Raw genomic sequence first — 25,259 nt, forward strand, 5'->3', positions numbered from 1 at the left:
TCGTTCACGCTCACCGGAGGTACCGCGCGCTCGGCCATCCGCCTGTGCGTTCAGATGTTGCGTCTTTAAATAGGGCGAGGATGCGGAGGGACACCGTCACACGGTTCGGTCGATGGTGGCGAACAGTTCGCGGTACGGTTCGGGGAACCGCTCCATCTCGACGGACTCCCGGGCTCGGTCCCATCTGACGAGTTGGATTTCCTCCAGCATCGGAAGGTGGGCGTGGATGAGCGAGGTTCGAATCTGTTCGTCGGTGCCGCCCTGGAGGCGACCGACGAGGTCGGATAGCGAGAGCGCACCGTCTTCGCGCCGTAACGCGAGTAGCGTCTCGCGTCGGCGTTCGTTCGAAAGTACCGTAAAGAGCGCGTCGAGTTCGGGCGTCGCGGTCCCGCCCGGTTCCGCGCCGGGGTCCTTCTCGGAGCAGACGTCGGATGGCATGTTCGGAGGCAGTAACCGAAGGGCATTGAGCGGCGGGGCTAAACGATTAGCTTTCCCCTCGGTTATTCGAAGACGGTCGAGAGGAACTTCTTCTCCGCGAGTCGAAGGTGCTTGTGGAGCGTCGGTGCGGAGATGTCGAGCGATTCGGCGAGTTCCTCGCCCGTGCTCCCGCGCGGCCAATCGAAGTAGCCGCCGTGGTAGGCCGCCATGAGGACGGCGCGCTGGCGGTCGGTCAATCGCCGGTCGAGCGCGTCGCGGAACTGTGTGCGCGTCTCGACGGGGCGTTCGACGGTCTGGCGGGAGACGAGTTCGGACGAGTCGAAGGCGTTCGCCAACGCATCGACTATCTCGCGGACGTTTCCCTCGTCCGGCAGATCGACGTGGACGTCCGCCACGCCGTCCTCCGCGACCGCGGAGCGGAGGACACCGCCGTGGTGCGTGAGCGTCGTCAGCACCATCGGTTCGTCGTACCGCACCTCCAACAGGCACTCCTCGTCCCGCTCGCTGACGACTCGAAGGTGGGAGACGCTCGCGAAGTTCCGACAGAACTCGACCACCTTTTCGGGGGGTGCTCCGCGGACCGAGACGTACAGCAGCAACGCCCCGTCGGGGTGGAAGACCGCGTCCTCGAACCGAACGGTGCAACTCTCTCGGGCGGAGAGCGCGGTGAAGACGTACTCCTCGTCGACGATTCGGAACGTCAGTTGGACGACCTGTTCCGCGAGGAGCGCCCGTCGCGCTTTGACCGCGAAGATGGCGTAGCCGACCATCTCGCCGAGTTCTCCCAGCACCTTTCGCTCCGGTTGGTCGAACGCGTACGGTTGGTCGGAGTAGACTCCGAGCACGCCGTACACCGTCTCCTCGTGAACCAGCGGGATGGCCGCCAGCGATCGGAAACCGCACTCCGACGCCGGTTCGCTCCAGTCGTACTCCCCTTCCTCGATGTCTTGGATGACCTGCACCGTCCGCGTTCGGGCCGCCGTCGCGCCCGGACCGTCGGAGACGTCGAAGTTCGCCCGCTGGAGTAGGTCGACGTACTCCTCGTCGATACCGGCCCACGTTCGCGGCTGAAACTCCTCGTACTGGGGGTCGAAACGGACGACGAGGGCGAACCGGTACGGGTCGGCGGCGATGCGGTCGCACACCGCCCGTTCTATCCGTTCGACGGTGTCGGCCCGGACGACGGCGCGGTCGATGCTCCGGATGACGGCGTTGATGCGGCGGAGTCGCTCCAACTCGTCGCGCTGTGCTTTCAACTCCGCGTCGCGCCGTTCCTTCGTCGAAACGTCGCGGGCGACCCCGACCGTCCCCGCGAAGTCGTCGCCCTCTCGAACGACCGAGAATCGGAGTTCGTAGGCGAGCGTCTCCCCGTCCGCGGTTCGAATCGGTAGCTCCGTCGCTCGAACCCCGTCCGGGTCGTCCTTCAGCAGCTCGGCGATTTCGGCTTCGAGGCGGGCCACGTCGTCTTCGTCGACGACGAGCGAGACGTGCGCTCCCAACAGTGCCTCGCGGTCGTACCCCGTCGCCTCGACCACGGCGTCGTTGATCGCGACGAAGCGGCCGTCCTCGTCGAGTTGATAGACCCCGTCCCCGACTGTCGAGACGACCGCCTCGTCCGGTAGCAATCCGTTTCCTTGCTCCCGACTCATTGAGGTAGACAATCGTTCGACGACGATAACTCTGGCGCGGCGGACGAACCGCGTCGAACTAAGTACGGCGGCGGACAACCCGCGAACATGGCGGACACCGCGACCCTAATGGACTCGTACACCGAGATGACCGAACTCCTCCTGCCGAACGACACGAACAACCTCGGACGGGCGCTCGGGGGCGCCGTGCTCCACTGGATGGACATCTGCGGCGCGATTTCGGCGATGCGGTTCTCGAACCAGCAGTGCGTCACCGCGTCGATGGACCACGTCGACTTCATCTCGCCCATCGACCTCGGCGAGGTGGCCACCGTGGAGGCGTTCGTCTTCGACACCGGCAGGACGAGCATCGACGTGAAGGTGAACGTTCGCGCGGAAGACCCGAAGGAGGGCGAGGAGCGGGAGACGACCACCTCCTTTTTCACCTTCGTCGCGCTGGACGAGTCGGGGTCCCCGACCCCCGTGCCGAAACTGGAGTGCCCGGACGAGAATCAGGAGTCACTCCGCGATTCGGCGCGGACGGAGCGCGTCGAGCAGCTTCGCGCCGTGGCCGAGCGAATCGACTAGTCGCGGAACGATTCGATATCGTCGCGGTACGGCGTCTCCGGTAGCTCGGCGAACCACCGCGCGTCGCGGATCGTCTCGCCGTCGACGCCGAGGTCGTCGCTAATCGTCGGTTCCGCCGCGCGGCCGCCGAAGAGGACGAACCAGCCCGAGACGTCGTCCCCGTCGTGCGCGAACGTCTGGCGCTCCACGGCGAGCGGTCGGTCGAGTTCGACCGCCACCCCCGTCTCCTCGGCGACTTCCCTGACGGCGGCCTCTTCGAGGGTCTCCGCCGGTTCGATCGTCTCGCCGCAGTCGTCGCCCGCCGGTTCCGAGACGCGCCGAATCTCGCGGTCGCCTCCGGGGACTATCCATCCGTCGCTCCACCCGTTCTCGACGAACAGGACGCGCCCGTCGTCGTCGGTCACGGCCGCGCCGACCCAACGGTCGTACCCCGACTCGATGGCGCGCTCCACGCCGGCGAACTCGTCGGCGTCGAGCGAGAGCGTGCGGCTTCCCTCACGAACGTCACCCCGACCGCGGATGTCCGATAGCTCGTCCATGGTCGCGAGTCGTCCGACCGAGAAAAAGTAGCTACTTATCTACGGGTTTCGCGGGGCGGTGCGCTTTCCCTTCTTCTTCCCGCCGTTCTTTTTCTCGGCCGTCTTCTTCTGCCCGTCCTTCGCCGTGGTCGTCGTGGTGGTGGTCGTGGTCTTTGCTCCTTTATCGCCTTTCGCGGTCGTGGTCGCGGTGGTCGTCGTGGTCGTGGTGGTCGTGGTTCGCTTCCCCTTCTCCTTCGGCGTCGCTTTCTTCCGCTCCGTCGTGGTGGTCGTTTCGTTCGCCGTGGTCGTCTCTTTCACCGTCTCCTTCGGCGTGGTTTTGTTCGCGGCGGTCGTCTCCGGGGTCGTCCGCTTCTTCACGACCGTCTCGTTTGCGGTCGTCTCCCTCACCGTCGTCGCGGTGGTCGTCTCGTTCGGCGTGGTGGTCTTCTTTCGCACCGTTTCTTTCGGGGTTGTCTCTTTGGCCGTGGTTTCCTTCGGCGTCGTCCGCTTCTTCACGACCGTCGTCTCTTTCGGCGTGGTCTCTTTCGCGGTCGTGGTGGTCGTCTGCTTCGCGGTCGTCTCTTTCACCGTGGTTTCCTTGGCGGCGGTCGTTTCCTTCGCGGTGGTCGTCGCTTTGGCCGTGGTGGTCGTCTTCGCGGCCGTGGTCTTCCGCGTCGTCTCCTTCGCGGTGGTCGTTTTCTTCTCGGCGGTCGTTTCCTTCGCGGTCGTCTCGTGGTCGGCCGCCGTCGTTTTCTGCGCTCCTTTGAACACGAAGTCCTCCACGAGGATGAGTTCGAACGGTCTGTCGGGGGTGCCCTCCGGCGCGTCGGCGGGGTTGACGTAGCCCGCCGCGAACGCGGAGTACGCCGTGCTCTCGTTCAACGTCACGTCGAACGTCGCCACGACCGGACCGTCGTCGTTCTCGGTGGCGGGGCGGACTTCGAGCGTGTAGTTGCCGGCCGGGACCTCCTCGTAGGCGGTGGCGTTGCGGAACGAGACGTTGTCGAAGAGCGTCGCGTTCGTCCCCTCGACCGTCACGTCCACGGGCGGGGCGTCCGGCGAGACGTGGACGAGTCGGACGGAGGCGTTCCCCGCTCCGGGCGCGGTGAAGTTGTCCTCGAAGACGACCGGTTCGAAGGAAGTGTTCGCGTCCTCCGAAATCTCGCCCGTCGCGGTGACCGTGTAGTTCGTGTCCGCCTCGAAGCTCACGTTCCCGGAGAAGACGACCGCGCTCCGGTCGCCCGCCGCGGTGATGGTGACGTTGTGCTCGCCCGCGGAGAGGTTCGCGTACTCGGTCACGTTGCCGTACGAGAGGTTCGACGCCACCGTCTCGTTGTCCACGAGCACGTCCACCGGCGGCGCGTCGGGCGACATGTGCGCGATTCGAACGCGCGCGTCGCCGCCGTCCTGAGCGCCGCCCTCGTTACCGCCGTCGCCCGTCATCGCGCCGATTCCACCGGCCATCGCGCCGATGCCGACGGACGCGACGAGAACTAGCGATACCACTCCGACCGCCAGCGTCCGCGTTGATTTTGTCCCCCACATTCCGGCGTACAGTCCGGGTAGCGTCTCCTTAAAACGGTTAGAACGTCCATACCCGTAACGATTTCGGAGAAAACGGTAACGCTCGTTTCCGGTCGTCTCGACCCGCCGTTCGTCCGGAGAAATATCCGCCTACCGCGGCGTCCGCGAGGGTCTCGTCGGCGGGAGAAGAACCCTTATCTGAGCGGTCGCCCTATCACGGCCCATGGGACTCGACGTGTCAGCCCCGGACGCACCGACCCTGCGCCCGGAGGCGGACGTGCAGGAGTACGACGACGTGTCGGTTCAGGGGGAGACGAACTACCGGCGCGACGAACTGGAGACGTTCCTCCGCGAAGGCGCGTGGGAGGAGGCGTTCAATCAGTGGGCGGAGCACACCGACTTGGACGAACGCGAATTCGAGACCGCGCTCGATTTGGGACTGTTCGACGAGTTCGACTTCTTCTGGGACGACTTCGCGGACCGAGTCGGATACCACGCGCCGGGCCTCCCCGAGGACTGGAAGGAGCGGGACATCCACCCGGACGTCGACTCGTGGAACGCCGTCTCGTCCATCAACGCCGCGCTGACCGAACTCGGACAGGTGGTCTGCGACGTGCTCGAACGCGACTACGTGAACTGGGAGGCGGAGTTCGAAGCGCCGGACGACCTGCCGAACTTCGACGAGCGTTAGACCGGTACTATCGGAATATCACGCCCTCGGTCTCCCCGTCGAGGACGACCGAGCCCTCCTCGTTTCGACAGACGAACGACACCGTCATCTCGTGGCGCTCCTCGCGCGACGTCACCGCTTCGACGGTCGCCTCGCAGGTGATCTCCTCGCCGACGTACACCGGTCCGCGGAACTGGAACGTCATCGTCCGGGCGACGTAGTCCATATCGCCGCCGAGTTTCGTCGGGAGCGTCGCCGTCAGCAGTCCGTGAACCATCGGCGAGTCTCCCTCGACGTGGTGGCGTCCCCGGTCGCCGGAGACGTCGGCGAACCGAACCACGTCCTCGTTCGTGAACGTCCGCGAGTACCGCTTCGTCTCGCCTTCCGTCGGAGCGTCGGCCATGCGAGAGGTTTTCTCGCCGACCGAGGTAACTTTTTATCCGGACGACCGCGCCTTCGAACCGTCCGCGACCGAAGCGGACGGGTTCATTTATACCACAGTGGTCACACACACCGGATATGGTGTCGCTGCTCGATGGGTGGTCGGTGCGGGTCGGAATCCTGCTCGGCCTGTCGCTCTCGCTTCTCATCGTCTGGGGGTTGGACAGACCGCGAGGACGCTGGGGTATCGCGCTCAGGAAGCGATTCCTCCTCGGCGTTCCGTGGGGGACCCTCGTCTCGGTCGTCGGGGTCTTGGCCGTCTACCTGTTCGTGCAGGGCGGTTGGAACCACTGGCGAAATCCCGTCACCGTCGCGTTCGCGTCGTGGTCGTACCTCTACCCGGTGGGAATGGCGCTCGGGTCGTTCTCCCACGCCGGGCCGAGTCACCTCCTCGGGAACGTGACGAGCACGCTCGTCGTCGCGCCGCTGGCGGAGTACTACTTCAGCCACTTCCCGACCGAGCGCGGCGAATCGTCGTTCTCGTCGTGGCGGACGAACCCGTGGTTTCGAGCGTTCGTGCTGTTCCCCATCGGCGTCGTCCTCTGCGGTCTCGGAACGAGCGTCTTCGCTTGGGGGCCCGTCATCGGTTTCTCCGGCGTCCTCTTCGCGTTCGTCGGGTTCGCGCTGGTCCGCTACCCGCTCGGAACCGTGGTCGCCCTCTCCGCGCAGGGCGTGGTTCACACCATCTATCTCGCGCTCCAGGAGCCGCAGATCACCGGGCAAGCCTCGTCCTCCTACTCGAATCCGTGGTGGTTCGGCATCGCCGTGCAGGGACACACGCTGGGACTCTTCCTCGGCGCGCTCGCCGGACTGTACCTCCTCCGACGGCGACGGGTTCGGGTGAGCGCCCTCCGGACGTGGGCGGGCGCGTTCGTCCTCCTGATGTCCCTCTCCCTGTGGGCGCTGTGGTGGTACCGCGGGCTGGAGAAGTACGTCCTCTTTCGCGGTCTCGGCGTCGTCTTCGTCCTCGCGCTGGCGATACTCCTCGCGGTCGCGATTCGCACGACCGACCGGAAATCGTTCGGTCCCAGGGCGCGGCAGGCGGGAACCGTGTTGTTCCTGATTCCGCTGGTCGTCATGGCTGGCGTCGCCATCCCCGTCAACCTCACGGCGGTCGACGGCGACGGGACGGCGGGCGTCGATTCCGGCGTGTCGATTCGGGACTACACCGTGATGTACGCGGAGAACGTGCCGAACCAGAAGGTGTCCGTCGTCGACGTTTCGCTCGGCGGGGAGACGACGCAAGTGAACACCAGCGGCGTCATCGTCGTCAACGAGGACCGGGAAATCTGGTCGCGCGAAGTGTCGAAAGGACGACTCGCGCACGTCGGACGATCCACGGTCAGGGTCGGCGGCCTCGGCTGGACCGAAGCCGTGCAGGTGCGGCGCGTCGGCTGGAGCGCGGACGGCGGCGGAACCGCTTATCACGTCTGGCTACGCCCGAAATCGGGGTCGTGGCGACACGCCTTCGCGTCCGGACCCGCGACCGCGACCCCGGTGCTGGCGGGCAAGAACGTCTCCATCGTCCCGCGGAACGGGCGGTTCGCCATCCGACTCACGGAGAAGAACAACGCCACGCTCGCCGCCGCACCGCTGCCCGACCGAAACTCCTCCGTCACGCTCGGCGGTACCGAGTTCACCCGAAAGGGCGGAAAGTTGGTCGCCGCGGTCGACGACACCCGCGTCGTGGTGGCGAGAAAGGAGACGTACCGAAACTAGCGCCACTCGATTCTGAACACTTCGGCGTCGAGCGTCGTTCGCTCCCGCCGTTGGAAGTCGAAGCGCCGCGAGAGCGCCAGTTCCGCGCGAAACGCGTGCGTGACGTCGCCGCCGGCGTCGGCGGCGAACGCCTCCACGAAGTTCTCGCTCCCCTCGTTGTGGATGGAGTAGGATACGTCCGCGACGCCGGCGGTCGTCTCGAGGAAGGCTCGGTCCGCGTGTTCGTTCCCCTTCTGCGCCCCGAACGGCGGGTTCATCACGACGGTCACGCCGTCAGTCGCGCGATTCGCGGCGCAGAGGGGTGCGCGCGTCGCGTCGGCGAGCAGCCACTCGACCGGGACGGCCGGCGCGACGCGTCGCTCGTTCTCGCGGGCTCGTCGGAGCGCGGCGGGGTCGCGGTCGAGCGCGACGACGCGTTCGGGGTCGCGCGTCGCGGCCCCGAGCGCGAGCACGCCGGTTCCGGTTCCGAGGTCGACGACGGTCTTCCGGGCGACGTCGCCGTGAACGTCGGCCAAATGGACGAGGTGGGCCGCGAGGTCCGCGGGCGTCGGATACTGCTCCCACTCGACCCGCGGGTCGGCGAAATCGGCGACTTCTGAGAGGCGGCGTTCCAGCGCGCGTTTCCCCATGTGGCGGGTGGACGAGGCGGAGAGACGTAAGAATCAGGATTCGAGCGTGATGGGGCCGTCGAGTTCGAGCGTGATTCCCTCCCGGTGGGCGCGCTCTCGCAGGGCGGCGAGGGAGGGACGGACCTTCGATTCGTCCTCGACGGCGTCGAACCGGACGGTGACGGTGCCCGCCCCGAGGAACGCCGCGGTTCTGACGTACTCGCGGATGCGGTCGGCCTCGTCCTGCGTGGCGAACGAGCAGTCCGCGTCGAAGCAGGCGTCGACCGTCACGCCGGCGGGGACGAAATCGTTAGCGTCGAGTTCGCGCTGGAGTTCCCGCAGTTCGTGGCGCGCGCTCGGCAGCGCGGACGCTTCGAGCGTCACGGGCGTCTTGTCCGTGGGTCGGCAGCGTTCGATAGCGGTTTCGATCGACGTGGGGCGAGTGGCGCTCATCGTACCACACCATATCTGCTAAGCATACAAAAAGGTTTGTGTATGTCCAGTAGTAATCTCATAGGTAAAGCGACCGTTTCACCCAACTGAAAGCATTTACCGAAGACGGCGGAAGACGGAACCATGTACCGCCGAGCAGTCCTCGCCTCCGTCGGTTCCGTCTTGGCCGCAGGCTGCCTCTCCGAATCGACGCCGGGCGGGGTCGGCATGGAACCGTCCTCCACGACCCCGACGCGAAAAACCTCGACCCGAGGAACGCCCACGACGGCGACGGAACCGACCCTCCGAATCCCGGACGAGAATCGCTGTCCCCCGTTCGGCGATCAACGCGTCGTCTGCTACCAGAACGCCGACTCGGACGCGACCCTGCTCGCGGAACCCTCGACGGAGCGGGCGACGCTCCCGAAGGCGACCCTCTCGTTCACCCTGACGAACGAGACGGGTGCGACGTTCACGACGAATTACTACGACTGGTCGGTGTGGAAACTGGTCGACGAGGAGTGGTTCCGCATCGCGCCGCGAATCGTCCCCGAACCGGCCACGATGCTCGACACCGGGAACTCCCACGCGTGGAACGTGACCGTCGACAACACCGACCTCGGGCGGGCGCTGCCGCGGGCGGAGGGAACCGAGAGCGTCGCCCTCGCCGGACTCGGCGGGGGCACCTACGCCTTCGGAATCTCCGGTTGGCTCGAGGGACAGAGCTACGAGGACGGCGTCGGCGTCGCGGCCCGATTCGAACTCGCCGGCGACCCCCTTCGACTCGCGCCGACGGACGACCTGACGGTGGTCGGGCGGGACGGCGACGAGAAGCGCGTGCGTTCGTCCTCGGCGGACGCCGTCTACGTCGCCACGCGCGTCGAGGGCGTCGAATCGCCTCCGATTCGAAAGATTCCGGAGCAGGTCGTCCGCGTTACGCCGCTCCGCAACCTGCTCGCCTCGTTCGAGGACGGGGTGCGTCGGGTCCGCCTCGACGGGAGGGAGTCCGCTTCGCTCGGTCTCGAACGACGGGTGATCGAGTACGAGGGTGCGACCTACCGAATCGAGGAGGCTTAGCGCCGGGCGAGTCGCCGAGCCGTCGTTCGGGCGTGTTTCGCGTGCGCCCACCCGAGGAGATAGCGGGCGTAGGTCTCGTCGAGCGAGCTTTCGAGCGAATCGTCGCCGGATTCGATTCGTCGCCGCGCGGTTTCGAGCAGTTCGCGGGCGAAGGGGTCGCCGTCGCTCTCGGCGAGCGCGTCGCGGAGTTCGCGGAGCGCCCCGCGTTTCGTGCGAAAGACGAGTTTCGACCCCATCTCCGCTTCCTTCTCGTCGGCGTTCGCGCCGTCGCGTCGCGCCACGCGAGGAGGTGCCGGAGCGCGTCGGCCGTTTCGACCGCCGAGAGCACCTCGAAGCCGTCCTCGCGGTGGCGTTCCGCATCGTCGAGGAGGTTTCGTCCGAAGCGAAACCCGTGGACGAAGATGCGCACTCTGACCCCCCGGTACGACCCTTCCGAGAGTTCCTCGGACGCGTCTTCGGTCCGCGAGTCGCGCAACTCCTCCGCCTGCCGTCGAAGCATCTGCCGGTTCCGCCGCAGGGACTCGCCGAACGACCGCGGCGAATCGAGTCCGTCGCGGTATCGCCGGTAGATGCGCCGTCCGTCGTCCCAGTCGCGGCGCGCCGACGCGAGGCTCTGACGAACGCCCCCCGCGTCCATCGCGTCCTCCGGCGGTGAAACGCGGCGGAAAAAACCCGACGCCTGTTGGAGGTGGTGCTCGCCCCGGCCGACCCGCACGAGAAACTCGCTCGGGTCGTCGCACTCGAGCGCGATTCGCTCCCGGAGGGATTCGATACCGAATCGGAGGTCGGCCTGTTCGGTGCCGGGGTTCTCCTCGTGATACTCGCCGTTCAGGTACTGAGCCGCACCGAGCGTTTTGGCGGCTGCTCCCGCGGCGTACTGGAACTTTTCGAGCGTTCGGAGGGTTCCGGAACCCTTCGACACCTCGTCGAGCGCGTTTCGCGCCTGTTTCGGACCGTCTTCGAGGACGTAACGGTCCGTGCTGCCGAGGGTCGACGCGTCGGCCCGCCCCCACGCCCGTTCGGCCTCGGTCGTCAGTCGCTCCACGTGGCTTCGCGCCGCTTCGACGTGCGCCGCCGGAATCTCGATTCGGGGCGGTATCGTGGGGATTTCGGCGCGGCGCGTCCGCGCGCTCGTTATCGAGGCGGGGAGCGTGTCAGTGGCGAACGCGAGCGAACCGAAGCCGAGGGCGGAACCGCCGACGAGGGCGGAACCGACGAGGAGTCGCCTGCGGGAGAGCGGGCTATCGGGGCGGAACATGAGAAGAATGAGACCGGTCGACTACAAGAATTTTCCTACCACGTGCCGTGAAAGGTGTCGAATTCGAGCGCGTCCAGCGGTTTGTTTCCGACCGCTATCTCGTACTCGCCGGGCGTGAGCATCGGCTTGTGGAACCGCGGCCCGTCGTCGGTCGTGATGCGCGGACAGCCCGTGTTGACGAAGGCGTCCATGTCGAAGTTCCGGAGGCGGTCTGGCGTCACCTCGTCCATCGTGATGAGGTAGGCGTCGTCGTTGTCGTCCAGAATGTCCTGCGCGACCTCCCAGCGACCCTGTCCGATCTTCGTGCAGAAGATGACGCCCCACTTCTCCGCGTCCATCGCCCGGTGAACAGCGCCGTACCGCTGTTTCATGAACTTCTCCGTGTCGGCGACCGTGACGACGTTGTTCACGGGGTCGGCGATGACCACGGTCTTGTCGGGGTGCTCCATCGCCAGTCCGAGCGGGTGGAACTTCCCGCCGCCGACGTAGAGCACCTGGTCGGCGTCGATGTCCGCCGAGGCGTAGTTACAGCCGAGCACCTGCCCCTCGTGGGTGAGTCTGTCGTCTCCCTTCCGGGTGTGGACGTCGAAGCCGCGGTCTTCCAGCCACTCGCGCATCTCCTCGAAGCGATTCATGTGCTGGGCGGTCGTGACCAGCCCCACGTCGCCGACTTCGAGTTCGTCGAGGGCGTCCTCCACGATGGGGAACACGTCCACGTTCGAGAACAGGGGGACGTAGATGACCTTGTCCGTGTTCTTCATCGGGGAGTGGCCGAAGTGGACGAACACGTCCGTGCGCTTCATCAGGTAGGTGTCGAGGTCGCAGGCCCCGTAGCACGGCTGTCCCGAGATGAGGATGGTCACGTCGTCGGGGAGCAGCTCGCGCAGGTCGTCGGCCACCTTCGGCCCGCGGCGTTTCAGCCCCTCGGGGAACTGGAGGCCCACCTTCTTCGCGTCGCGCTCTTCGACCGCGTCGACGATGCGGTCGAGCTCGTAATCCCACTCCCGGTCGTGTTTGAGGGACATCCCCGTCTTCCGCAGGTCCCCCTCGCTGTACTCGCTCTGCTGGCTCATTACCACTCCTTGCGGCCGAGAACTTTTAACCCCGGCGTTCCGGGTCTCCTGCCCCTCGTTTCCGCGCGCGGCACGCGGCGGACCCGTCGGCCACCTCGCCATTCGGCACACCTAAACGCCTCCAGTGCGAATCCACTCCCATGAGCGTAGACGCCAAAGCGGAGACGGGCAAGGAGCGAGCCAGCGTCGAGGAGATGGCGACCGAACTCGGCGAAGCCATCGCCGACACGCCGGAGTATCAGCAGTTCGAGGAGGCGAAGGCGGCGGTCGAGGCCGACGAGGACGCGCAGGAGAAGATTCGGGAGTTCGAGCGCCTCCGACAGGAGTTCATGCTCGCGCGCCAGACGGGCGAGGCGACCCAAGAGGACGTGACGAAGGTGCAGGAAGCCCAGCAGGAACTCCACTCGCTTCCGGTGATGGAGGAGTACCTCGAAGCGCAGGACGAACTCGACGCGCGACTCGAAGACCTGAACCGCGCCGTCTCCGCCCCGCTGGCCGTGGACTTCGGCCAGCAGGCCGGCGGCTGCTGTCAGGACGAGTAGTCTTCGACGGCCACCCACTCGCCGACCTCACCACTTTCTCGAAGCGCATCGACCACGACGAGCGTCCGCGCCGCCTCGCGGGCGTCGGTTCGCGGCCGATCGCCGCGTTCGACGTACTCCGCGAACCGCTTCACCTCGATGGCGTACGGATTCGTCGGGTCGAACGACTCGGTGACGCGTCGCCCCGGCGCGCGGAGTTCGAACGTCGTCGGGTCGCTCCCGGTCGAGAACGCCGGGTCGGCGTGAATCCGACCCTCCGTTCCTTCGACCCGGCAGTACTGGGCGTCTTCGAGGCGGAACGAACAGTCGACCTGCGCGGTTTTTCCGCCGGGGAACGAGAGTATTCCCGACACCTGCGTTTCGACGCCCGTTTCCTCGGGGTCGGCGATTCGCGCGACGACCCGCTCCGGTTCGCCGAGGAAGAGCTGCGCGGCCTGGATGGCGTAGACGCCGACGTCGAGCAGGCAACCGCCGCCCATGTCCGGGTCGAAGCGCGTCCCTTCGGGCCAGTAGCGAAGCGACGAGTGAAAGCCGGCGTCGACCGAGCGCACGTCGCCGAGTTCGGTCGCCGCCGCCGCCATTCGCTCCGTTCGGGGGTGGTAGCGGTACATCATCGCCTCCATCAGCGTGACGCCGCGGTCGTCGCAGTGGTCGCCCATCTCGCGGGCTTCGGCGGCGTCCACCGCCAGCGGTTTCTCGCAGAGGACGTGCAGACCGCGGTCGGCGGCGCGCTTCGTCCACTCGGCGTGGAGCGCGTTCGGAAGCGGGTTGTACACCGCGTCCACCGCGTCGGATTCGAGCAGTTCCTCGTACGACCCGAACGCCCGCGGAATCCCGTTGTCGGCGGCGAACCGCTCGGCTCGTTCCTCGGTTCGCGACGCGACGGCGTCGACTTCGTGGTCGGTCGCCTCGACCGCCGGAACGAACGATTGCCGTGCGATTCGCGCGGTTCCCAGCACCCCGAACTTCATACGATTGGTAACAGTTCGCACGGGCAAAAGCGTGGCGCGCCGCGCGGTCGGTTCGTTCGCCGGCGTCCGGAGTTCAGAAGTCTGAAGTCGACCAAAACCGGGTCGGGAGAGCGGAGGCGATTCGAGCCTACTTCGGCTCTCGGCAGCCGGTTATTCGAGTTCGTCCAGTTGAACCGTCTCTTCGACGACGAGCGTCGGACCCTGCTCCAAATCGAGAAATTCCGCGGCGTCCGCCATCACGCGCTCGCCCTGCTCCGAGTCGAACGCGGCCTTCATGTCGGCGGTGGAGTCGAAGTACAGTTCGAGGTGACCGTCGTAGCCCGCCTTCTCCGGGTCCTTCGGAACGGAGGTGACGTACTTTCGGAGACCGGGAAGCTCCTTGGCAATCTCCGAGTGCTCGTTCAGCCAGTAATCGACGAACTCCTCGTGGGTCGTCCCGTCTTTGCGAACCAGCAGATCGACCATCTTTATCATGGCACCTGAATTCGCGCATCCGGCCGACTTTGCTGTATCGACTGTCGTTCGAACTCGGCGAGGCGGCAGCGTACTCCCGTTGCCGTTCGTTTAAGTGTACTCCCGTCCTTCTCTCTGCCCGATGGCGGAAATCAACCGACCCGACCGACGGCGGTGCGTACGGTGCGGACGCGAAGACGAGTGGAACGAGTCGAACCGCAACTGGGCGATAGCCGGAGACCAGGGCAGACCGTTCTGCATCCACGAGTGGGACATCAACGGGACGCACAACCCCATCGCGGAGTGAGATGCCGACCGCGTACATCACCGCGCCGCCGGACGCGGCGGGCGAACTCGCGGAACTGCTGGTCGAAGAGCGACTGGCCGCGTGCGTGAACCGGTTCCCGTGCACCTCGGTGTACCGCTGGGAGGGCGACGTGGTTCGCGACGAGGAGGTCGTCCTGCTGGCGAAGACGACCGACGAGGCGTGGGCGAAGTTGGTCGCCCGGGTCGAGGACGAACACCCCTACGACGTTCCGTGTGTCGAGCGATTCGAGGAGCGCGCGATGTCCGAACCGTTCGAAGCGTGGCGGGACGCGGAGGTGGAGTGATGGGGCGCGACGCGACGGACCGGGAAGCCGACCGACAGTTCGGGCCGTGGGCGCTGGCGCTCGGCGTTCTGGCGGTCGGCACCGCCGCGCTGATTCGAGAGGTCAGAAACCGTCGAGGCGGGAAAGCGCGGGACGAACGGACGCGAAACGAGGATTCGAAGACCGGTCGACGCTGACTCGGTCGCCGAAACGCGCCCGCGTGGTCGGCACCGCCGGTTCGAACGGGGAGGTCCTTTCGTCCCGCTACTTCCGCTCCAACCGCGACAGGCCGTGCCAGATGGCGTCGACCATCCGGTCCTCGCCGTCGCCCTCGGCGTCGTCCCACCCCCGAGAGAGGGCGTCTTCCAGCACGGGAAGCGGGTGGTTCTCGAAGTTGTTCATCCCGCGGAAATCTTCGAGGGCGTCGCGCTCGTCGTCGCCGAAGTCCTCGGAGGGCGTCCCCTCGAAGAAGCCGAGGTCTACGAGCGTTTCGGCCACCGCTTCGGCGGTCGCTCCCGACAGCTCCCTCGTTTCGTCCGGCTCCGCGCGTTCGAGGAGCGTCACGTCGTACACCTTGAACACGCGCTCCAGTTCGTCGATGGGCTTCTCGTGGTCGTCCACGCGCACGTCGACCCAGCGGTCGTTGCGCCCGTCGTACCCGCCCTCGGGCTTGGCGACGTACAGCGCCGCGCTCTGTTCGCCGCGCTTGTCGCCGCCCGCGTCGTTGCCCGCGTGGAGCGCGGCGATGAGTCGCTCCGGGAGGCCGCCGTCCGTCTCCTCGAACGCCTCGGACATGGCTTCTATCGTCTCGCGGTTCTCCAGGATGTTCCCCTGCACGGTGTAGTCGTCTCCCTGAATGTCGCCGGCGTAGTCGAAACACTCCGACCCCGTGAACGCGGCGACGGAGCCGTCCCGTCCAACCACGCCGACCTGCCGCGATTCGAACTCGGGATCCGCTCCGGTGAGCTCCCGCACGACGTCGTCGGCGCTCTTTCCCGCCCGAAGCAGGTCGAGTCCGTCGGGGCCGTAGGCGACGTTCGCGTAGCTCTGCGTGGCGACCGCACCCGCGTCCGCGCTGGCGAACGGGACGACGGCCCCGACGCCGACGAACTTCGACTGGACGGCGATGCCGACGGCGTTCCGTTCCGGGTCGCGCGCGGCGATGGAGAACGTCGATGGTCGTGGCATACCCGGGACGAGGGAGGCCACCCCGAAAAGCGTTCACCCCTCCAGACGGGTCGGTCTTTCGGCCCGCAGTCACCCTTTCCTCGCCGTGAGCGGTTGGCGCGAGGCCAACTCGCAGTCGAACTCGGGGTGCTCCGCGAAGTGGTGGACGAGCATGTGACGTCGTCCGCCGGTCAGGCCGCGTTCGCCCACGTCGTCCGCGGTGAACTCGTCCGGGAGTCGGTCGTACAGTCGGGCCACCGACTCGAACCGTTCGAACACCTTTCGGTGGCCCGCCGAGTCCGCACCTCGGCGCGAGACGACGTAGCTCCCGTCCTCGCGGCGTTCGCCGACCGTGTTGAAGAACTCGCGGCGCTCAGTCAGCGCCCGTCCGAGGGCCTCTCGCAATCGGTCGGCGTCGCCTCTGGAGAGTTCGTGCGTCTCGCCGGCGACGGTCACCGAGACGCCGGCGTCCGTGCTCGCCGCCGAGACGGGCGTCTCGGCGGAAGCGAACGAACCGTCAGAACAGTCGGTACTACGCGTGGTCGAGAATTTCTCGACCAGTCGCCGCGGGGCGACTTACTCTATCCTCCGTCGTCGACGACGGATACTGTGACGACATACGCCACACTTGTTGGACGACCCTCATAAGTCTGTCCGTGGGTCGCCGGCGGTGAAGCCACAGCAGGGCGACCGTCAGCAGGTTGTACGCGACCAGTCCGGCGACGAGCGCGCCGAGACGGAATCCGACGAAGGGCGCGACGACGGCCAAGGCGTCGACTCCGACCACCGCGACCAACAGCGCGCTCAGGAGTCCCGCCGTGAACGCTATCGGAGTCGCGTAATCGCGCCACGCGGTCGTGGACGCGGGAACGCGAAGCTTCAAGAGCGGCTCTCGGGAATCGGTCGCGGTCCTCCGTCGAACGCCGCAGTGATCGATCTTCTGTCACTCTCAACGGTCGCGTGAGAGTTTTCACCCCGGCGATACAAGTACCGGGTATGAAGGTTCGCGGAACCCGCGAGTGTCAGGACTGCGGGGCGCAGTGGTCGTACTACGAGACGGGGAGCGTCACCTGTCCGGAGTGCGAGAGCATGCGGAGCGTCGGACTCGAAGCGAGTCGCGTTCAGCATACGGACAGCCCCGAAACGCTCGAACTAGCCGAAGCGCGCGAGGCGACGGACGACCGCCCGCTGCGCGAAGCCGCCGACCTCGCAGGGGACGCTGCGCGCGAGTACGTCAGAAAGCGCGGGTTCATCAACGGCGGCGAACTCCGACCGTTGGACGACACCTACCTCGCGGCGCAGGAACTCCGGCACGTCGCGGACGTGGTCGGACGGACGTTCGAGACGACCGACGACGAGGAGATCTACTTCTTCTCGTTGCTTCGCGGGGCGGACGAGGGGGAGCGCCCCGCGACCGCGGACGTTCCGGAGTCCATGCACGACGTTCGCGGACTCGCCTACGCCGAGGCGCTCGACGAGTACCACGGGGAGATGCGCGAGTGGGTCAGAGAACACGACGTGGGCCGGGACGGTCGGACCACGCTCGAAACGCTCGGCGAACACGTCCGTCGCGCTCGCGCGCTCGAAGCCGGTCTCGATATCGACGCCGCGGACGGCCTCGTGTCCGCGGCGCGCGACCTCTCCCGGTACCTCCGGGACGGCGACGAGGACGCGCTCGTCAGCACGCGGGACACGCTCTCCCGACTCTGGTAGCCCCCTCGCCCCTCGTTACGGCAGTTCGACCTCGACCCCTTCCCGTATCCCGGCGGCTTTCACCGTGTTGTAGAGCAACATCGCGCGGGTCATCGGGCCGACGCCGCCGGGAACCGGGGTGATGGCGCTTGCTTTCTCCTTCGCGCTCTCGAAGTCGACGTCGCCGACGAGTTCGTAGCCCTTCTCCGTGTCCGCGTCGACGCGGTTGACGCCCACGTCGATGACGGTCACGCCGTCGGAGAGCATCTCGCCGTCTATCATCTCGGGGACGCCGGCCGCGGCGACGACGATGTCGGCTTCGCGGGTTTTCGCGGCGAGGTCGGCCGTGCGCGAGTGACAGACCGTCACCGTCGCGTTGCCGCCATCCGCCTTCTGGACGAGGAGGTTCGCCATCGGTTTGCCGACGATGTTCGACCGTCCGACGACGACCGCGTCCTTGCCCTCCGTGTCGACGTTCGCCGAGGCGAGGAGCTTCTGGACGCCGTGGGGCGTGCAGGGTTTGAACCGCGGGTGACCCGCGACGAGCATCCCGACGTTCTCGGGGTGGAAGCCGTCCGCGTCCTTCGTCGGGTCGATGGCCCGGAGGACGCGCCGAGAATCGACGTGCTCCGGGACGGGCATCTGGACCAGTATCCCGTGGACCTCGGGGTCGTCGTTCAACTCGTCGATGGCGTCGTACAGCTCCGAAGCGGGCGCGTCGGGGTCTATCTCGACGTGGATTCCCTCGATGCCGACCTCCTCGCAGTCGCGCTGTTTCATCGAGACGTACGTCTCGCTCGCTGGATCGTCGCTCATGAGCACGGTCGCGAGACCGGGCGTCACGCCCGCGTCCTTCAGCGCGCCGACGCTCGATTCGAGCTCCGCTCGAATCCCCTCGGCGACCGCCTTCCCGTCGATGATGTCCGTCATCGACGAATCTTCCGGCGCGAAGCCCCTTCAATATTCGGGTTCGTGCCTATTTTGTGCCCTCTCTGCTCGTTTCTATGCACATCAATGCGTAGTACGGCGGGCGAACCGGTCCGTCACCGACTCGACCGAATCCGGTCTATCTGCTCTCGGGGGTGAAACTGGTTCGTCGCGTCGGTCTGGATTCGTACCCACCCGGGGTAGATGGCGACGCGCACGTCGGTGAGCGTCTTTCCGTCGGTGAAAACGATGTCCGCGCTTTTGAAACCGGCAATCTGCTCGGGCATAGGTAGCGTTCCAGTCGCGTGCAGTTACGTCTACCGCGTCGCCGGAGCGAAAATCGAGGGTTCGAAGCTACTCGTACAGCGGGTTCGCCTCGCAGAGGTTCTGCACCCGCTCGGCGACTTCCGCCTTCACGTCTTCGTCGTCGAGATGGTTCACCGTGCGCGCGATGAGGTCGCCGACGGCCTCGATGTCCTCGGCGTCGAATCCGCGAGTCGTGAGCGCGGGGGTTCCGGCGCGGATGCCGCTGCTGACGAAGGGCGAGCGCGTCTCGCCCGGAACGGTGTTGGCGTTGAGGACGATGCCGACGTCTTCGAGGGCGCGTTCGGCGTCCTTCCCGGTCACGTCCTCGTGGGACTCCCGCAGGTCGACGAGAACGAGGTGAGTGTCCGTACCGCCGGAGACCAGACCGAAGCCGTGTCCTTGAAGCGTCTCGCCGAGGACTTTCGCGTTCTCGACGGTTCGGGCGGCGTACTCCTCGAACTCGGGTTCGAGCGCCTCCTTGAAACCGACCGCCTTGCCGGCGATGTTGTGCATCAGGGGACCGCCCTGCATGCCGGGGATCACGGCGGAATCGACGGCGTCCGCGTGCTCCTCGTCGCACATGATGATGCCGCCGCGACCCGACCGAATCGTCTTGTGGGTCGACCCGGTGACGAAGTCCGCGACGCCGACCGGCGAGGGGTGCTCGCCCGCCGCGACGAGGCCCGTGATGTGGGCGATGTCCGCGAGGTGGTAGGCGTCGGCGGCGTCGGCGGCCTCCTGGATTCGCTCCCACTCGACCTGCCGCGGGTAGGCGGAGTAGCCGGAGACGATGATGTCCGGTTCGAACTCGACGGCGTGGTCGTACAGCGCGTCGTAGTCGAGGTACCCCGTTTCGGGATCGACCTCGTACTGTTCGACCTCGTACAGCTTTCCGGCGAAGTTGACGGCGTGCCCGTGCGAGAGGTGGCCGCCGTGGGTCAAATCGAGCGAGAGTATCTTGTCGCCGGGTTCGAGGGCGGCGAGGTAGACGCCCATGTTCGCCTGCGACCCGCTGTGCGGCTGGACGTTGACGTGTTCCGCCCCCCAGAGCTCCTTCGCGCGTTCGATGGCGAGCGATTCGACCGTATCGACGTGCTCGCACCCGCCGTAGTAGCGCTCGCCGGGGTACCCTTCGGCGTACTTGTTCGTCAGGGTGCTGCCCTGCGCCTCGAGCACCGCCTTGCTGACGAAGTTCTCGCTGGCGATCATCTCCAGCGTGTCGCGCTCGCGTTCGACTTCCGCTTCGAGCGCGTCGGCGACTTCCGGATCGACCGCCCGGACGTGGTCGTACTCCATGTACAAATTCGGGACACCGCGGCGTATAAGTTTACCTTTCGGGCAGTACGTTTTGCTCCCCGATAGAAATATAAACTAACAGTGAGATAACGATTCTATTACCGGCATGATAGAGTGGGAGGAAACGGAATCCGGAATTCGTGCGTTTGACCGCGCGAAAACCGAGATTACGGTTCACGCGCCCGATTGGCGCGAGGGTGAACACGTACACGAGATCGACAGACCCGTCGACCAGTCCGTCGCCGGGTACGCGTCGAGGCTCCGATTTCCTCCGAATCTGGTCAGCATCACGGAACTGAACTCGGACGAGCGACACCAACACGGGAGCGACACCGAGATGCTCGCGCTTCCCGACGGCGAGTACTTGGCGAACATCCACGGTAACGTCAAGACGTACCTCCGATTCTCGGGGGCGGCAACCGTCCGGAAAACGTCGGATTACGACGCGTTAATCATCGATTTCCACGACCGCGTTCCGATCACGCTCGGCTTTCGGAGCCACCACAAGGTTCCGGTCGACACGATAACGGTTCCGCCGACGACGGACGGGTTGGCGACGGCGATAACGTACTCGTCTTCGTCGCACAAGACGGCCGGTCCCGACCGCTCGTACCCGTCCCTTCGAGGGCATCCGCCGCGAATCGAGCTGGGCGAGGAGGTGGACATTCCCCGGCAAGTACGGAACGGGAAGAAGGAGACGGGTATCGAGATACGCGTCCCCGACGCGTTCGATATCCTGTTCGTCACGGCACCGCTGGCGTACTACCTGCAGGCGGAGGTGATAGTCGAACAGCGTTCCGCACCGGTTCTGCGCGCTCCCTCGATCAACTTCACGTATCACTTCAGTCCGCTTCCCGATTACCAGCACGAAGTCGCCGAACTGCTTCGACGGGTGTTCTTCCTCGACTGCCTCGTTCGAAACGCGGGGCCGTACCGCTGGAACCTCGCGGAGATGTCGCTTCTGGGCGAGGTCGATATCGACCCGGAGGCGGTTTATAACTCGACGCCCGCTGAACAGCTCGTCACCTACGACCTCACGGAATTCGAGCGAATCGAGGACGAGCTACCCGACTGGCACCTGTCCATGTACGTCGAGCCGAGCATCGAAAACGTCTCGGCGCTCCCCTATCTCCTCTCTAACCTCGGTCTCATCTACCTCCCGGAGTCGTCCAATCTCAATCGAAATGAGCTTCTGGACGCGTCGCTCGGCGACTTCTACCGGGACGCACCGGGCGCGCCGAACGTCCCGCAGCGTGCAGTCGCGGGCGGGGACCCGTGCCGGGCGAGGAGCGCCGAGAACGTCACGTCGGTCGATAGAATCAAGCCCAAGTTACACCGCGGACGCGTCCACGGCTGGCTCGCCGACGGGGTCCCCATCGACGTGTTCAAAGTCGAACCGAGCACGTACCGGAATCGATTCGACTACTTCAACCGCGAGGAAGGCGACATCGAGGTCGTTCTCATCCTGAACGACAAGCAGATGGACGACGAGCGGGAAACCGTGTCGGACATTTATCTCGACCGCGCGAAGGACCTGCCGATCAACATCACGGTGCGCGACCACTTGACCCGCGCCGAACTCGCCGAAGTGTTCGAGTCGCAGTACGATTTCGTCCACTACATCGGCCACTGCGAAGAGAGCGGCCTGCGGTGCGTCGACGGGAACCTCTCCGTCGAGGATATCGCGCGGAGCAGGGTACAGACGTTCTTCCTGAACGCCTGCGGCTCGTACTACGAAGGGCTGGAGCTCGTGCGAAAGGGGAGCGTCGCGGGCGCGGTCACGTTCAACAAAGTGCTGAACAAGCAAGCCGCGAAAGTCGGCGTCTCGTTCGCGCGCTTGTTGATAAACGGGTTCAGCATCCAGCACGCCCTCCAACTCGCGCGACGGCGGATCATGATGAACAAGGATTACTCCGTCGTCGGTGACGGGACTCACACGCTGACGCAGTGCGATAATCATATGCCGATCGCCGGCCGGATCGAAACCGATGGAGACGACTTCCGCCTCACATACGAATCGCTATCGGTCTCGATGTCGATGATCGGCGGCTGTTACCAACCGTACATCGCCGGGAACGATAAGTTGTATCTACAAGGAAATGACGCCTCGTTCACGATGGGTGAGGACGAACTCTGTTCGTTTTTAAAACGAGCGGAAATGCCCGTTCGCTACGGTGGTGAACTGTATTGGTCGGAGGAAGAGAGCTTGATCGCTCGCGTTAGAGCCGATTAAGGCCCGGTGGTCGCTCCAGCTGCCGCGAGCGGGTCGATGGCACTTCCTTGCATATACGTGTAGCCCACCATCAAAGTAAACACTGCGCTCATTGCTGCTGGGTGTCCTGCTAGCCACGTCCGAATTTTACCTCGCATGACACATGTTGGTAACCCACATTCTTACTTCATTCTTTCGGACTGTTCACGCAAGGTGGAGTTGGTAATTGCTGATTACTATTCGAATTTATCTCGCGGTAACGGTTCGACACCGTCCGCATCGTCCGATAAGCCGGCGTCATCGCGTATCGTGACGACTCTCCGAGCGGGTTTCTACTATTCGAAACTCTCGAAGAGTCAGCCAGGTTCAGGCGGATATTATACGACTCGGTCGATTATAATTACGGCATTGACCAATTGTTCACGGAACACAACCAATGATTTCCGTCGACTATGAACGTTAAAATTAAATAGCTGAACGCCGTCCCTACGTGTATGGAAACAAAATCGAATCTCTTGAACCAAAGCGTCCACGAGATATTCCGGACGGTGATCGACGAATCGCCAGATATTATGCTCGTCGTCAATCCGTCGGTGAACGCCATCGAGGAGCTCATCGACGCCGCAACCGAGTACGACGGCGATCTCCCGGAGATGCGTATGCTCGCGGACGAGGCCGTCCTGAAGGACGTGATGGAAGACTTCATCATCGCCAGCAACACCGCAGATCTCATAGACGAGGGTGCGCTCTCGCTGCGCACCACGGACGACTCGTCCGGTAACTCCCTCCTCGTCACCGACGAACTCGTCGTCGCGCTCGTCACCGCGGGCGACCGCGTAGGCGGACTAACCTCGGACGACGACGAGTTCGTCGACGCGGCCTACGGCACGTACGCGAACTACTGGGAAGAGGCGGCCGACTTCTCGCTGCGGACGCCGCCCATCTCGCGCGTCCGCGAGACGCTCGGCGACGAAATCAGCCCCGAGGCCGAGGACGACTTCAACAGCGTGCTCTCCTCGCTCGAAACCGCGCGCGGTGACGGCGACGGACTCGACGAAGTGACCATCAGCCTCCTCGTCGCGGCGAAGAACGAAGCCCTGCTCTACGACATCAGCAAGTGGGGCGAGGACGTCGGCATCGCCAGCAAGGCGACGTTCTCGCGCACGAAGACCAAGCTCGAGGACATGGGCCTCATCGGCACGGAGAAGGTTCCCATCGACGTCGGTCGTCCGCGCCTGCGCCTGAAGCTCGCCAACGAAGACCTCCAGAACGCAGACACCGACCAACTCGCGAGCGTCGCGCAGGGCATTCTCCACTGAACGCGCAGTTTTCCATTTTCGCTTCCCCCACCAGCGGCGGCTATCCGTCGCGTTTTTGCCACCGGACCGTCTCGTCCCGCACATGAGCAACGCGTTAGGTGTCGTCGGCACCGGCCCCGCGGCCGACGCGGTCGTCGCGGCGCTCGCGGACGACACCGTCACGGAACTCGGTCCGGACGACGTGGGCGACGTCGATTTCGCCGTGGTCGTCGGCGGCGTCGGTTCGAACGTTTTCACGCGCGCGAACCGGTCGGGGACGCCGTGGCTGGCCGTCGAACTCGGCGGCGTCGGCGGTCACGCGCTCCCGGACGTAGACGCCGCCGTCTCGGGATTCGCCCCCGGGACGGCGTGTTTCGAGTGCCTGCGTTCCCGAGTCGCGTCGAACTTGGACGGTGACGCGGACGGCGTCGCCGACCCGACCGACGCCGAAAGTCCGGACGCGAACGAGGCGACCGAACGCCTCGCCGGGGCGCTGGCAGGGCGCGAGGCGGCGATGCTCCGCTCCGGCGGCGAATCGGCTGCGCTCGGCGGCGTCGTGGAACTCCCCTACGCGGAGCGACGACTGCTACCGGTTCCGGGGTGCTCGGCCTGCGGCGACGCCCGCGACCGGACGCTCGGCATCGACCACGCGGAGCGTCCGCTGGACGACGCGGTGGCGCGCGCGGAAATCGCGCTGGACGAGCGAATCGGCGTCGTCCGGTCGCTCGGTGAAGTGGCGTCGTTTCCGGTGCCGTACTACCTCGCCACCACCTGCGATACGACGGGGTTCAGCGACGCGCGCGCCGCCGAGAAGGCGGCCGGCGTCTCCGCGGAGTGGGACGAGGCGTTGATGAAGGCGCTCGGCGAGGCGATGGAACGCTACTGCGCGGGCGTCTACCGCGAATCAGAGTTCGCGGCGGCGCGCTCGGCCGAACTCGGGGACGCGGTTCCGCCGACGGCGTTCGTCCGACCGAGGGGGTGGGCTGAGCCGGGGAACGACGAACTCCCGTGGGCGGCGGGGCGGAATCTCGCCACGGGCGAGCCGGTTCACCTCCCCGCCGAGTTCGTCCACTTCCCGCCGCCGACCCGGCGGTTCAAACCCCCGATAACCACGGGACTGGGGCTGGGTAACTCGACGACGGAGGCCCTCCTGTCGGGGTTGTACGAGGTCATCGAACGCGACGCGACGATGCTCGCGTGGTACTCCACCTTCGAACCGCTCGGGTTGCGGGTCGACGACGCGGGCTTCGAGACGCTGGTGACGCGGGCGCGGGCGGAGTCCCTCGACGTGACCGTCCTGCTGGTGACGCAGGACGTGGACGTTCCGGTCGTCGCCGCGGCGGTGCACCGTGACGGCGACTGGCCGAGGTTCGCGCTCGGCTCCGGTGCGAATCTCGACCCGGACGCCGCCGCTCGCTCCGCGCTCGCGGAGGCGCTCCAGAACTGGACGGAGCTGAAACTGATGGGGAGAGAGGAGGCGGGGGACGCCGAGGGTGCCATCGCGGACTACGCCGACTTTCCGGAGGCGGCCCGCGGGTTCGTGACCCCGGAGACGACGATTCCGAGCGCGAGCGTCGAGGACGCGGTTCCGGACGGCGTCGCGGAGTTGGAGACGGTCGTCTCGCGGGCGAGCGAAGCGTTCGACGTGTACGGCGCTCGCCTCACCACTCGCGACGTGGAATCGCTCGGCTTCGAGGCGGTTCGCGTGCTCGCGCCGGAGGCGCAACCGCTGTTCACCGGAGAGCCGTTCTTCGGCGAGCGCGCCCGAACCGTGCCGGCGGAACTCGGGTTCGAGCCCCGACCCGACCGGGAAGCGCACCCGTATCCGTAG

At 65.9% G+C, this 25,259-nt stretch carries 28 protein-coding genes, 1 tRNA gene and 2 pseudogenes; 12 read left to right on the plus strand and 19 right to left on the minus strand.

Going from position 1 to position 25,259, the window contains the following annotated elements; genetic code table 11:
* Positions 1–96: 96 nt before the first annotated feature.
* Positions 97–438 carry a DUF7344 domain-containing protein gene (locus tag LIX00_RS01615; protein ID WP_227354438.1) on the minus strand — a complete coding sequence of 114 codons (342 nt, stop codon included), beginning with the start codon at positions 436–438 and terminating at the stop codon, positions 97–99.
* Between the two features lie 62 nt (positions 439–500).
* Positions 501–2,087, minus strand: a complete 1,587-nt coding sequence (locus LIX00_RS01620) for a bacterio-opsin activator domain-containing protein (protein ID WP_227354439.1) — start codon at positions 2,085–2,087, stop codon at positions 501–503.
* Positions 2,088–2,174: 87 nt separating this feature from the next.
* Here LIX00_RS01620 and LIX00_RS01625 point away from each other — a divergent pair, with 87 nt between their 5' ends.
* Positions 2,175–2,654 (plus strand): acyl-CoA thioesterase, encoded by a 480-nt coding sequence (locus LIX00_RS01625; RefSeq protein WP_227354440.1) that lies wholly within the window; start codon positions 2,175–2,177, stop codon positions 2,652–2,654.
* Here LIX00_RS01625 and LIX00_RS01630 read toward each other — a convergent pair.
* The 3 genes from LIX00_RS01630 to LIX00_RS01640 form a co-directional block, all read right to left on the minus strand.
* Positions 2,651–3,193: an NUDIX hydrolase gene (locus tag LIX00_RS01630; RefSeq protein WP_227354441.1), complete on the minus strand. Its 543-nt coding sequence runs from the start codon at positions 3,191–3,193 to the stop codon at positions 2,651–2,653. The genes LIX00_RS01625 and LIX00_RS01630 overlap by 4 nt on opposite strands.
* 39 nt (positions 3,194–3,232) lie before the next feature.
* Complete coding sequence (locus LIX00_RS01635; protein WP_227355651.1) at positions 3,233–4,555, minus strand: DUF4397 domain-containing protein; 1,323 nt, start codon at positions 4,553–4,555, stop codon at positions 3,233–3,235.
* Positions 4,536–4,611 (minus strand) — tRNA-OTHER (locus LIX00_RS01640). The genes LIX00_RS01635 and LIX00_RS01640 overlap by 20 nt, the downstream gene beginning before the upstream one ends.
* A 308-nt stretch (positions 4,612–4,919) precedes the next feature.
* Between LIX00_RS01640 and LIX00_RS01645 the strand changes: the two genes are divergently transcribed.
* Complete coding sequence (locus LIX00_RS01645; protein ID WP_227354442.1) at positions 4,920–5,387, plus strand: DUF7992 family protein; 468 nt, start codon at positions 4,920–4,922, stop codon at positions 5,385–5,387.
* A 7-nt stretch (positions 5,388–5,394) separates the two neighbouring features.
* On the opposite strand, the pseudogene LIX00_RS01650 reads toward LIX00_RS01645, so the two are convergent.
* Positions 5,395–5,775: pseudogene (locus LIX00_RS01650) on the minus strand (MaoC/PaaZ C-terminal domain-containing protein); the annotation flags it as partial.
* A 110-nt stretch (positions 5,776–5,885) separates the two neighbouring features.
* Between LIX00_RS01650 and LIX00_RS01655 the strand changes: the two are divergent.
* Positions 5,886–7,526 (plus strand): rhomboid family intramembrane serine protease, encoded by a 1,641-nt coding sequence (locus tag LIX00_RS01655; RefSeq protein WP_227354444.1) that lies wholly within the window; start codon positions 5,886–5,888, stop codon positions 7,524–7,526.
* Here LIX00_RS01655 and LIX00_RS01660 read toward each other — a convergent pair.
* Positions 7,523–8,155, minus strand: coding sequence for an METTL5 family protein (locus LIX00_RS01660; protein ID WP_227354445.1), 633 nt, complete (start codon positions 8,153–8,155; stop codon positions 7,523–7,525). The genes LIX00_RS01655 and LIX00_RS01660 overlap by 4 nt on opposite strands.
* A gap of 33 nt (positions 8,156–8,188) precedes the next feature.
* Complete coding sequence (locus LIX00_RS01665) at positions 8,189–8,587, minus strand: DUF7961 family protein (protein WP_227354446.1); 399 nt, start codon at positions 8,585–8,587, stop codon at positions 8,189–8,191.
* A gap of 123 nt (positions 8,588–8,710) precedes the next feature.
* Between LIX00_RS01665 and LIX00_RS01670 the strand changes: the two genes are divergently transcribed.
* Positions 8,711–9,643: a hypothetical protein gene (locus tag LIX00_RS01670; RefSeq protein ID WP_227354447.1), complete on the plus strand. Its 933-nt coding sequence runs from the start codon at positions 8,711–8,713 to the stop codon at positions 9,641–9,643.
* On the opposite strand, the gene LIX00_RS26475 is transcribed toward LIX00_RS01670, so the two are convergent.
* From LIX00_RS26475 to dph2, 3 genes and pseudogenes are all read right to left on the minus strand, one after another.
* A complete protein-coding gene (locus LIX00_RS26475; RefSeq protein WP_497007341.1) occupies positions 9,640–9,879 on the minus strand; it encodes a hypothetical protein in 240 nt (79 codons plus the stop codon). The two genes, LIX00_RS01670 and LIX00_RS26475, sit on opposite strands and share 4 nt — an antisense overlap.
* A gap of 365 nt (positions 9,880–10,244) precedes the next feature.
* A pseudogene (locus LIX00_RS26480) lies at positions 10,245–10,901 on the minus strand (hypothetical protein); the annotation flags it as partial.
* Between the two features lie 35 nt (positions 10,902–10,936).
* Positions 10,937–11,974: a diphthamide biosynthesis enzyme Dph2 gene (gene dph2 / locus LIX00_RS01675; RefSeq protein WP_227354448.1), complete on the minus strand. Its 1,038-nt coding sequence runs from the start codon at positions 11,972–11,974 to the stop codon at positions 10,937–10,939.
* A gap of 140 nt (positions 11,975–12,114) precedes the next feature.
* On the opposite strand from dph2, the gene LIX00_RS01680 reads away from it, so the two are divergent.
* The gene (locus tag LIX00_RS01680; protein WP_227354449.1) at positions 12,115–12,516 is read left to right on the plus strand and encodes a YlbF/YmcA family competence regulator; all 402 of its coding nucleotides are present in this window, start codon (positions 12,115–12,117) and stop codon (positions 12,514–12,516) included.
* Here the strand turns inward: LIX00_RS01680 and LIX00_RS01685 are convergent.
* Together LIX00_RS01685 and LIX00_RS01690 are read right to left on the minus strand one after the other, a co-directional pair.
* The gene (locus LIX00_RS01685) at positions 12,504–13,487 is read right to left on the minus strand and encodes a Gfo/Idh/MocA family protein (RefSeq protein WP_227354450.1); all 984 of its coding nucleotides are present in this window, start codon (positions 13,485–13,487) and stop codon (positions 12,504–12,506) included. The two genes, LIX00_RS01680 and LIX00_RS01685, sit on opposite strands and share 13 nt — an antisense overlap.
* A gap of 150 nt (positions 13,488–13,637) precedes the next feature.
* Entirely contained in the window at positions 13,638–13,961 is a 324-nt protein-coding gene (locus tag LIX00_RS01690) for an EthD family reductase (protein WP_227354451.1), read from the minus strand.
* Between the two features lie 121 nt (positions 13,962–14,082).
* Between LIX00_RS01690 and LIX00_RS01695 the strand changes: the two genes are divergently transcribed.
* The 3 genes from LIX00_RS01695 to LIX00_RS01705 are packed head-to-tail and all read left to right on the plus strand — an operon-like array spanning position 14,083 to position 14,727.
* Entirely contained in the window at positions 14,083–14,247 is a 165-nt protein-coding gene (locus LIX00_RS01695) for an HEWD family protein (RefSeq protein WP_227354452.1), read from the plus strand.
* A 1-nt stretch (position 14,248) separates the two neighbouring features.
* Entirely contained in the window at positions 14,249–14,551 is a 303-nt protein-coding gene (gene cutA, locus LIX00_RS01700) for a divalent-cation tolerance protein CutA (RefSeq protein WP_227354453.1), read from the plus strand.
* Positions 14,551–14,727 (plus strand): hypothetical protein, encoded by a 177-nt coding sequence (locus LIX00_RS01705; protein WP_227354454.1) that lies wholly within the window; start codon positions 14,551–14,553, stop codon positions 14,725–14,727. Before cutA ends, LIX00_RS01705 begins: the two co-directional genes overlap by 1 nt.
* A gap of 67 nt (positions 14,728–14,794) precedes the next feature.
* Here the strand turns inward: LIX00_RS01705 and LIX00_RS01710 are convergent, their stop codons facing one another.
* The 3 genes from LIX00_RS01710 to LIX00_RS01720 form a co-directional block, all read right to left on the minus strand.
* Positions 14,795–15,718, minus strand: a complete 924-nt coding sequence (locus LIX00_RS01710; protein ID WP_227354455.1) for a DUF1028 domain-containing protein — start codon at positions 15,716–15,718, stop codon at positions 14,795–14,797.
* Positions 15,719–15,787: 69 nt separating this feature from the next.
* A complete protein-coding gene (locus LIX00_RS01715; RefSeq protein WP_227354456.1) occupies positions 15,788–16,153 on the minus strand; it encodes a DUF7528 family protein in 366 nt (121 codons plus the stop codon).
* A 76-nt stretch (positions 16,154–16,229) separates the two neighbouring features.
* Positions 16,230–16,580, minus strand: a complete 351-nt coding sequence (locus LIX00_RS01720) for a hypothetical protein (protein ID WP_227354457.1) — start codon at positions 16,578–16,580, stop codon at positions 16,230–16,232.
* A gap of 113 nt (positions 16,581–16,693) precedes the next feature.
* Between LIX00_RS01720 and LIX00_RS01725 the strand changes: the two genes are divergently transcribed.
* Positions 16,694–17,410 (plus strand): DUF7117 family protein, encoded by a 717-nt coding sequence (locus LIX00_RS01725; protein ID WP_227354458.1) that lies wholly within the window; start codon positions 16,694–16,696, stop codon positions 17,408–17,410.
* A 15-nt stretch (positions 17,411–17,425) separates the two neighbouring features.
* On the opposite strand, the gene LIX00_RS01730 is transcribed toward LIX00_RS01725, so the two are convergent.
* The 3 genes from LIX00_RS01730 to glyA form a co-directional block, all read right to left on the minus strand.
* Positions 17,426–18,319 carry a bifunctional methylenetetrahydrofolate dehydrogenase/methenyltetrahydrofolate cyclohydrolase gene (locus LIX00_RS01730; protein WP_227354459.1) on the minus strand — a complete coding sequence of 298 codons (894 nt, stop codon included), beginning with the start codon at positions 18,317–18,319 and terminating at the stop codon, positions 17,426–17,428.
* Positions 18,320–18,432: 113 nt separating this feature from the next.
* Complete coding sequence (locus LIX00_RS01735; protein ID WP_227354460.1) at positions 18,433–18,603, minus strand: hypothetical protein; 171 nt, start codon at positions 18,601–18,603, stop codon at positions 18,433–18,435.
* A gap of 67 nt (positions 18,604–18,670) precedes the next feature.
* The gene (glyA, locus tag LIX00_RS01740) at positions 18,671–19,918 is read right to left on the minus strand and encodes a serine hydroxymethyltransferase (RefSeq protein ID WP_227354461.1); all 1,248 of its coding nucleotides are present in this window, start codon (positions 19,916–19,918) and stop codon (positions 18,671–18,673) included.
* A gap of 106 nt (positions 19,919–20,024) precedes the next feature.
* Between glyA and LIX00_RS01745 the strand changes: the two genes are divergently transcribed.
* The 3 genes from LIX00_RS01745 to LIX00_RS01755 all read left to right on the plus strand — a co-directional run bounded on the left by LIX00_RS01745 (position 20,025) and on the right by LIX00_RS01755 (position 25,259).
* Positions 20,025–22,151, plus strand: a complete 2,127-nt coding sequence (locus tag LIX00_RS01745) for a hypothetical protein (protein ID WP_227354462.1) — start codon at positions 20,025–20,027, stop codon at positions 22,149–22,151.
* 473 nt (positions 22,152–22,624) lie between these two features.
* A complete protein-coding gene (tbsP, locus tag LIX00_RS01750; RefSeq protein ID WP_227354463.1) occupies positions 22,625–23,449 on the plus strand; it encodes a transcriptional regulator TbsP in 825 nt (274 codons plus the stop codon).
* Between the two features lie 82 nt (positions 23,450–23,531).
* The gene (locus tag LIX00_RS01755; RefSeq protein WP_227354464.1) at positions 23,532–25,259 is read left to right on the plus strand and encodes a YcaO-like family protein; all 1,728 of its coding nucleotides are present in this window, start codon (positions 23,532–23,534) and stop codon (positions 25,257–25,259) included.

It is taken from the genome of Haladaptatus salinisoli (assembly GCF_020614375.1).
GTDB classification, from domain to species: Archaea; Halobacteriota; Halobacteria; order Halobacteriales; family Haladaptataceae; genus Haladaptatus; species Haladaptatus salinisoli.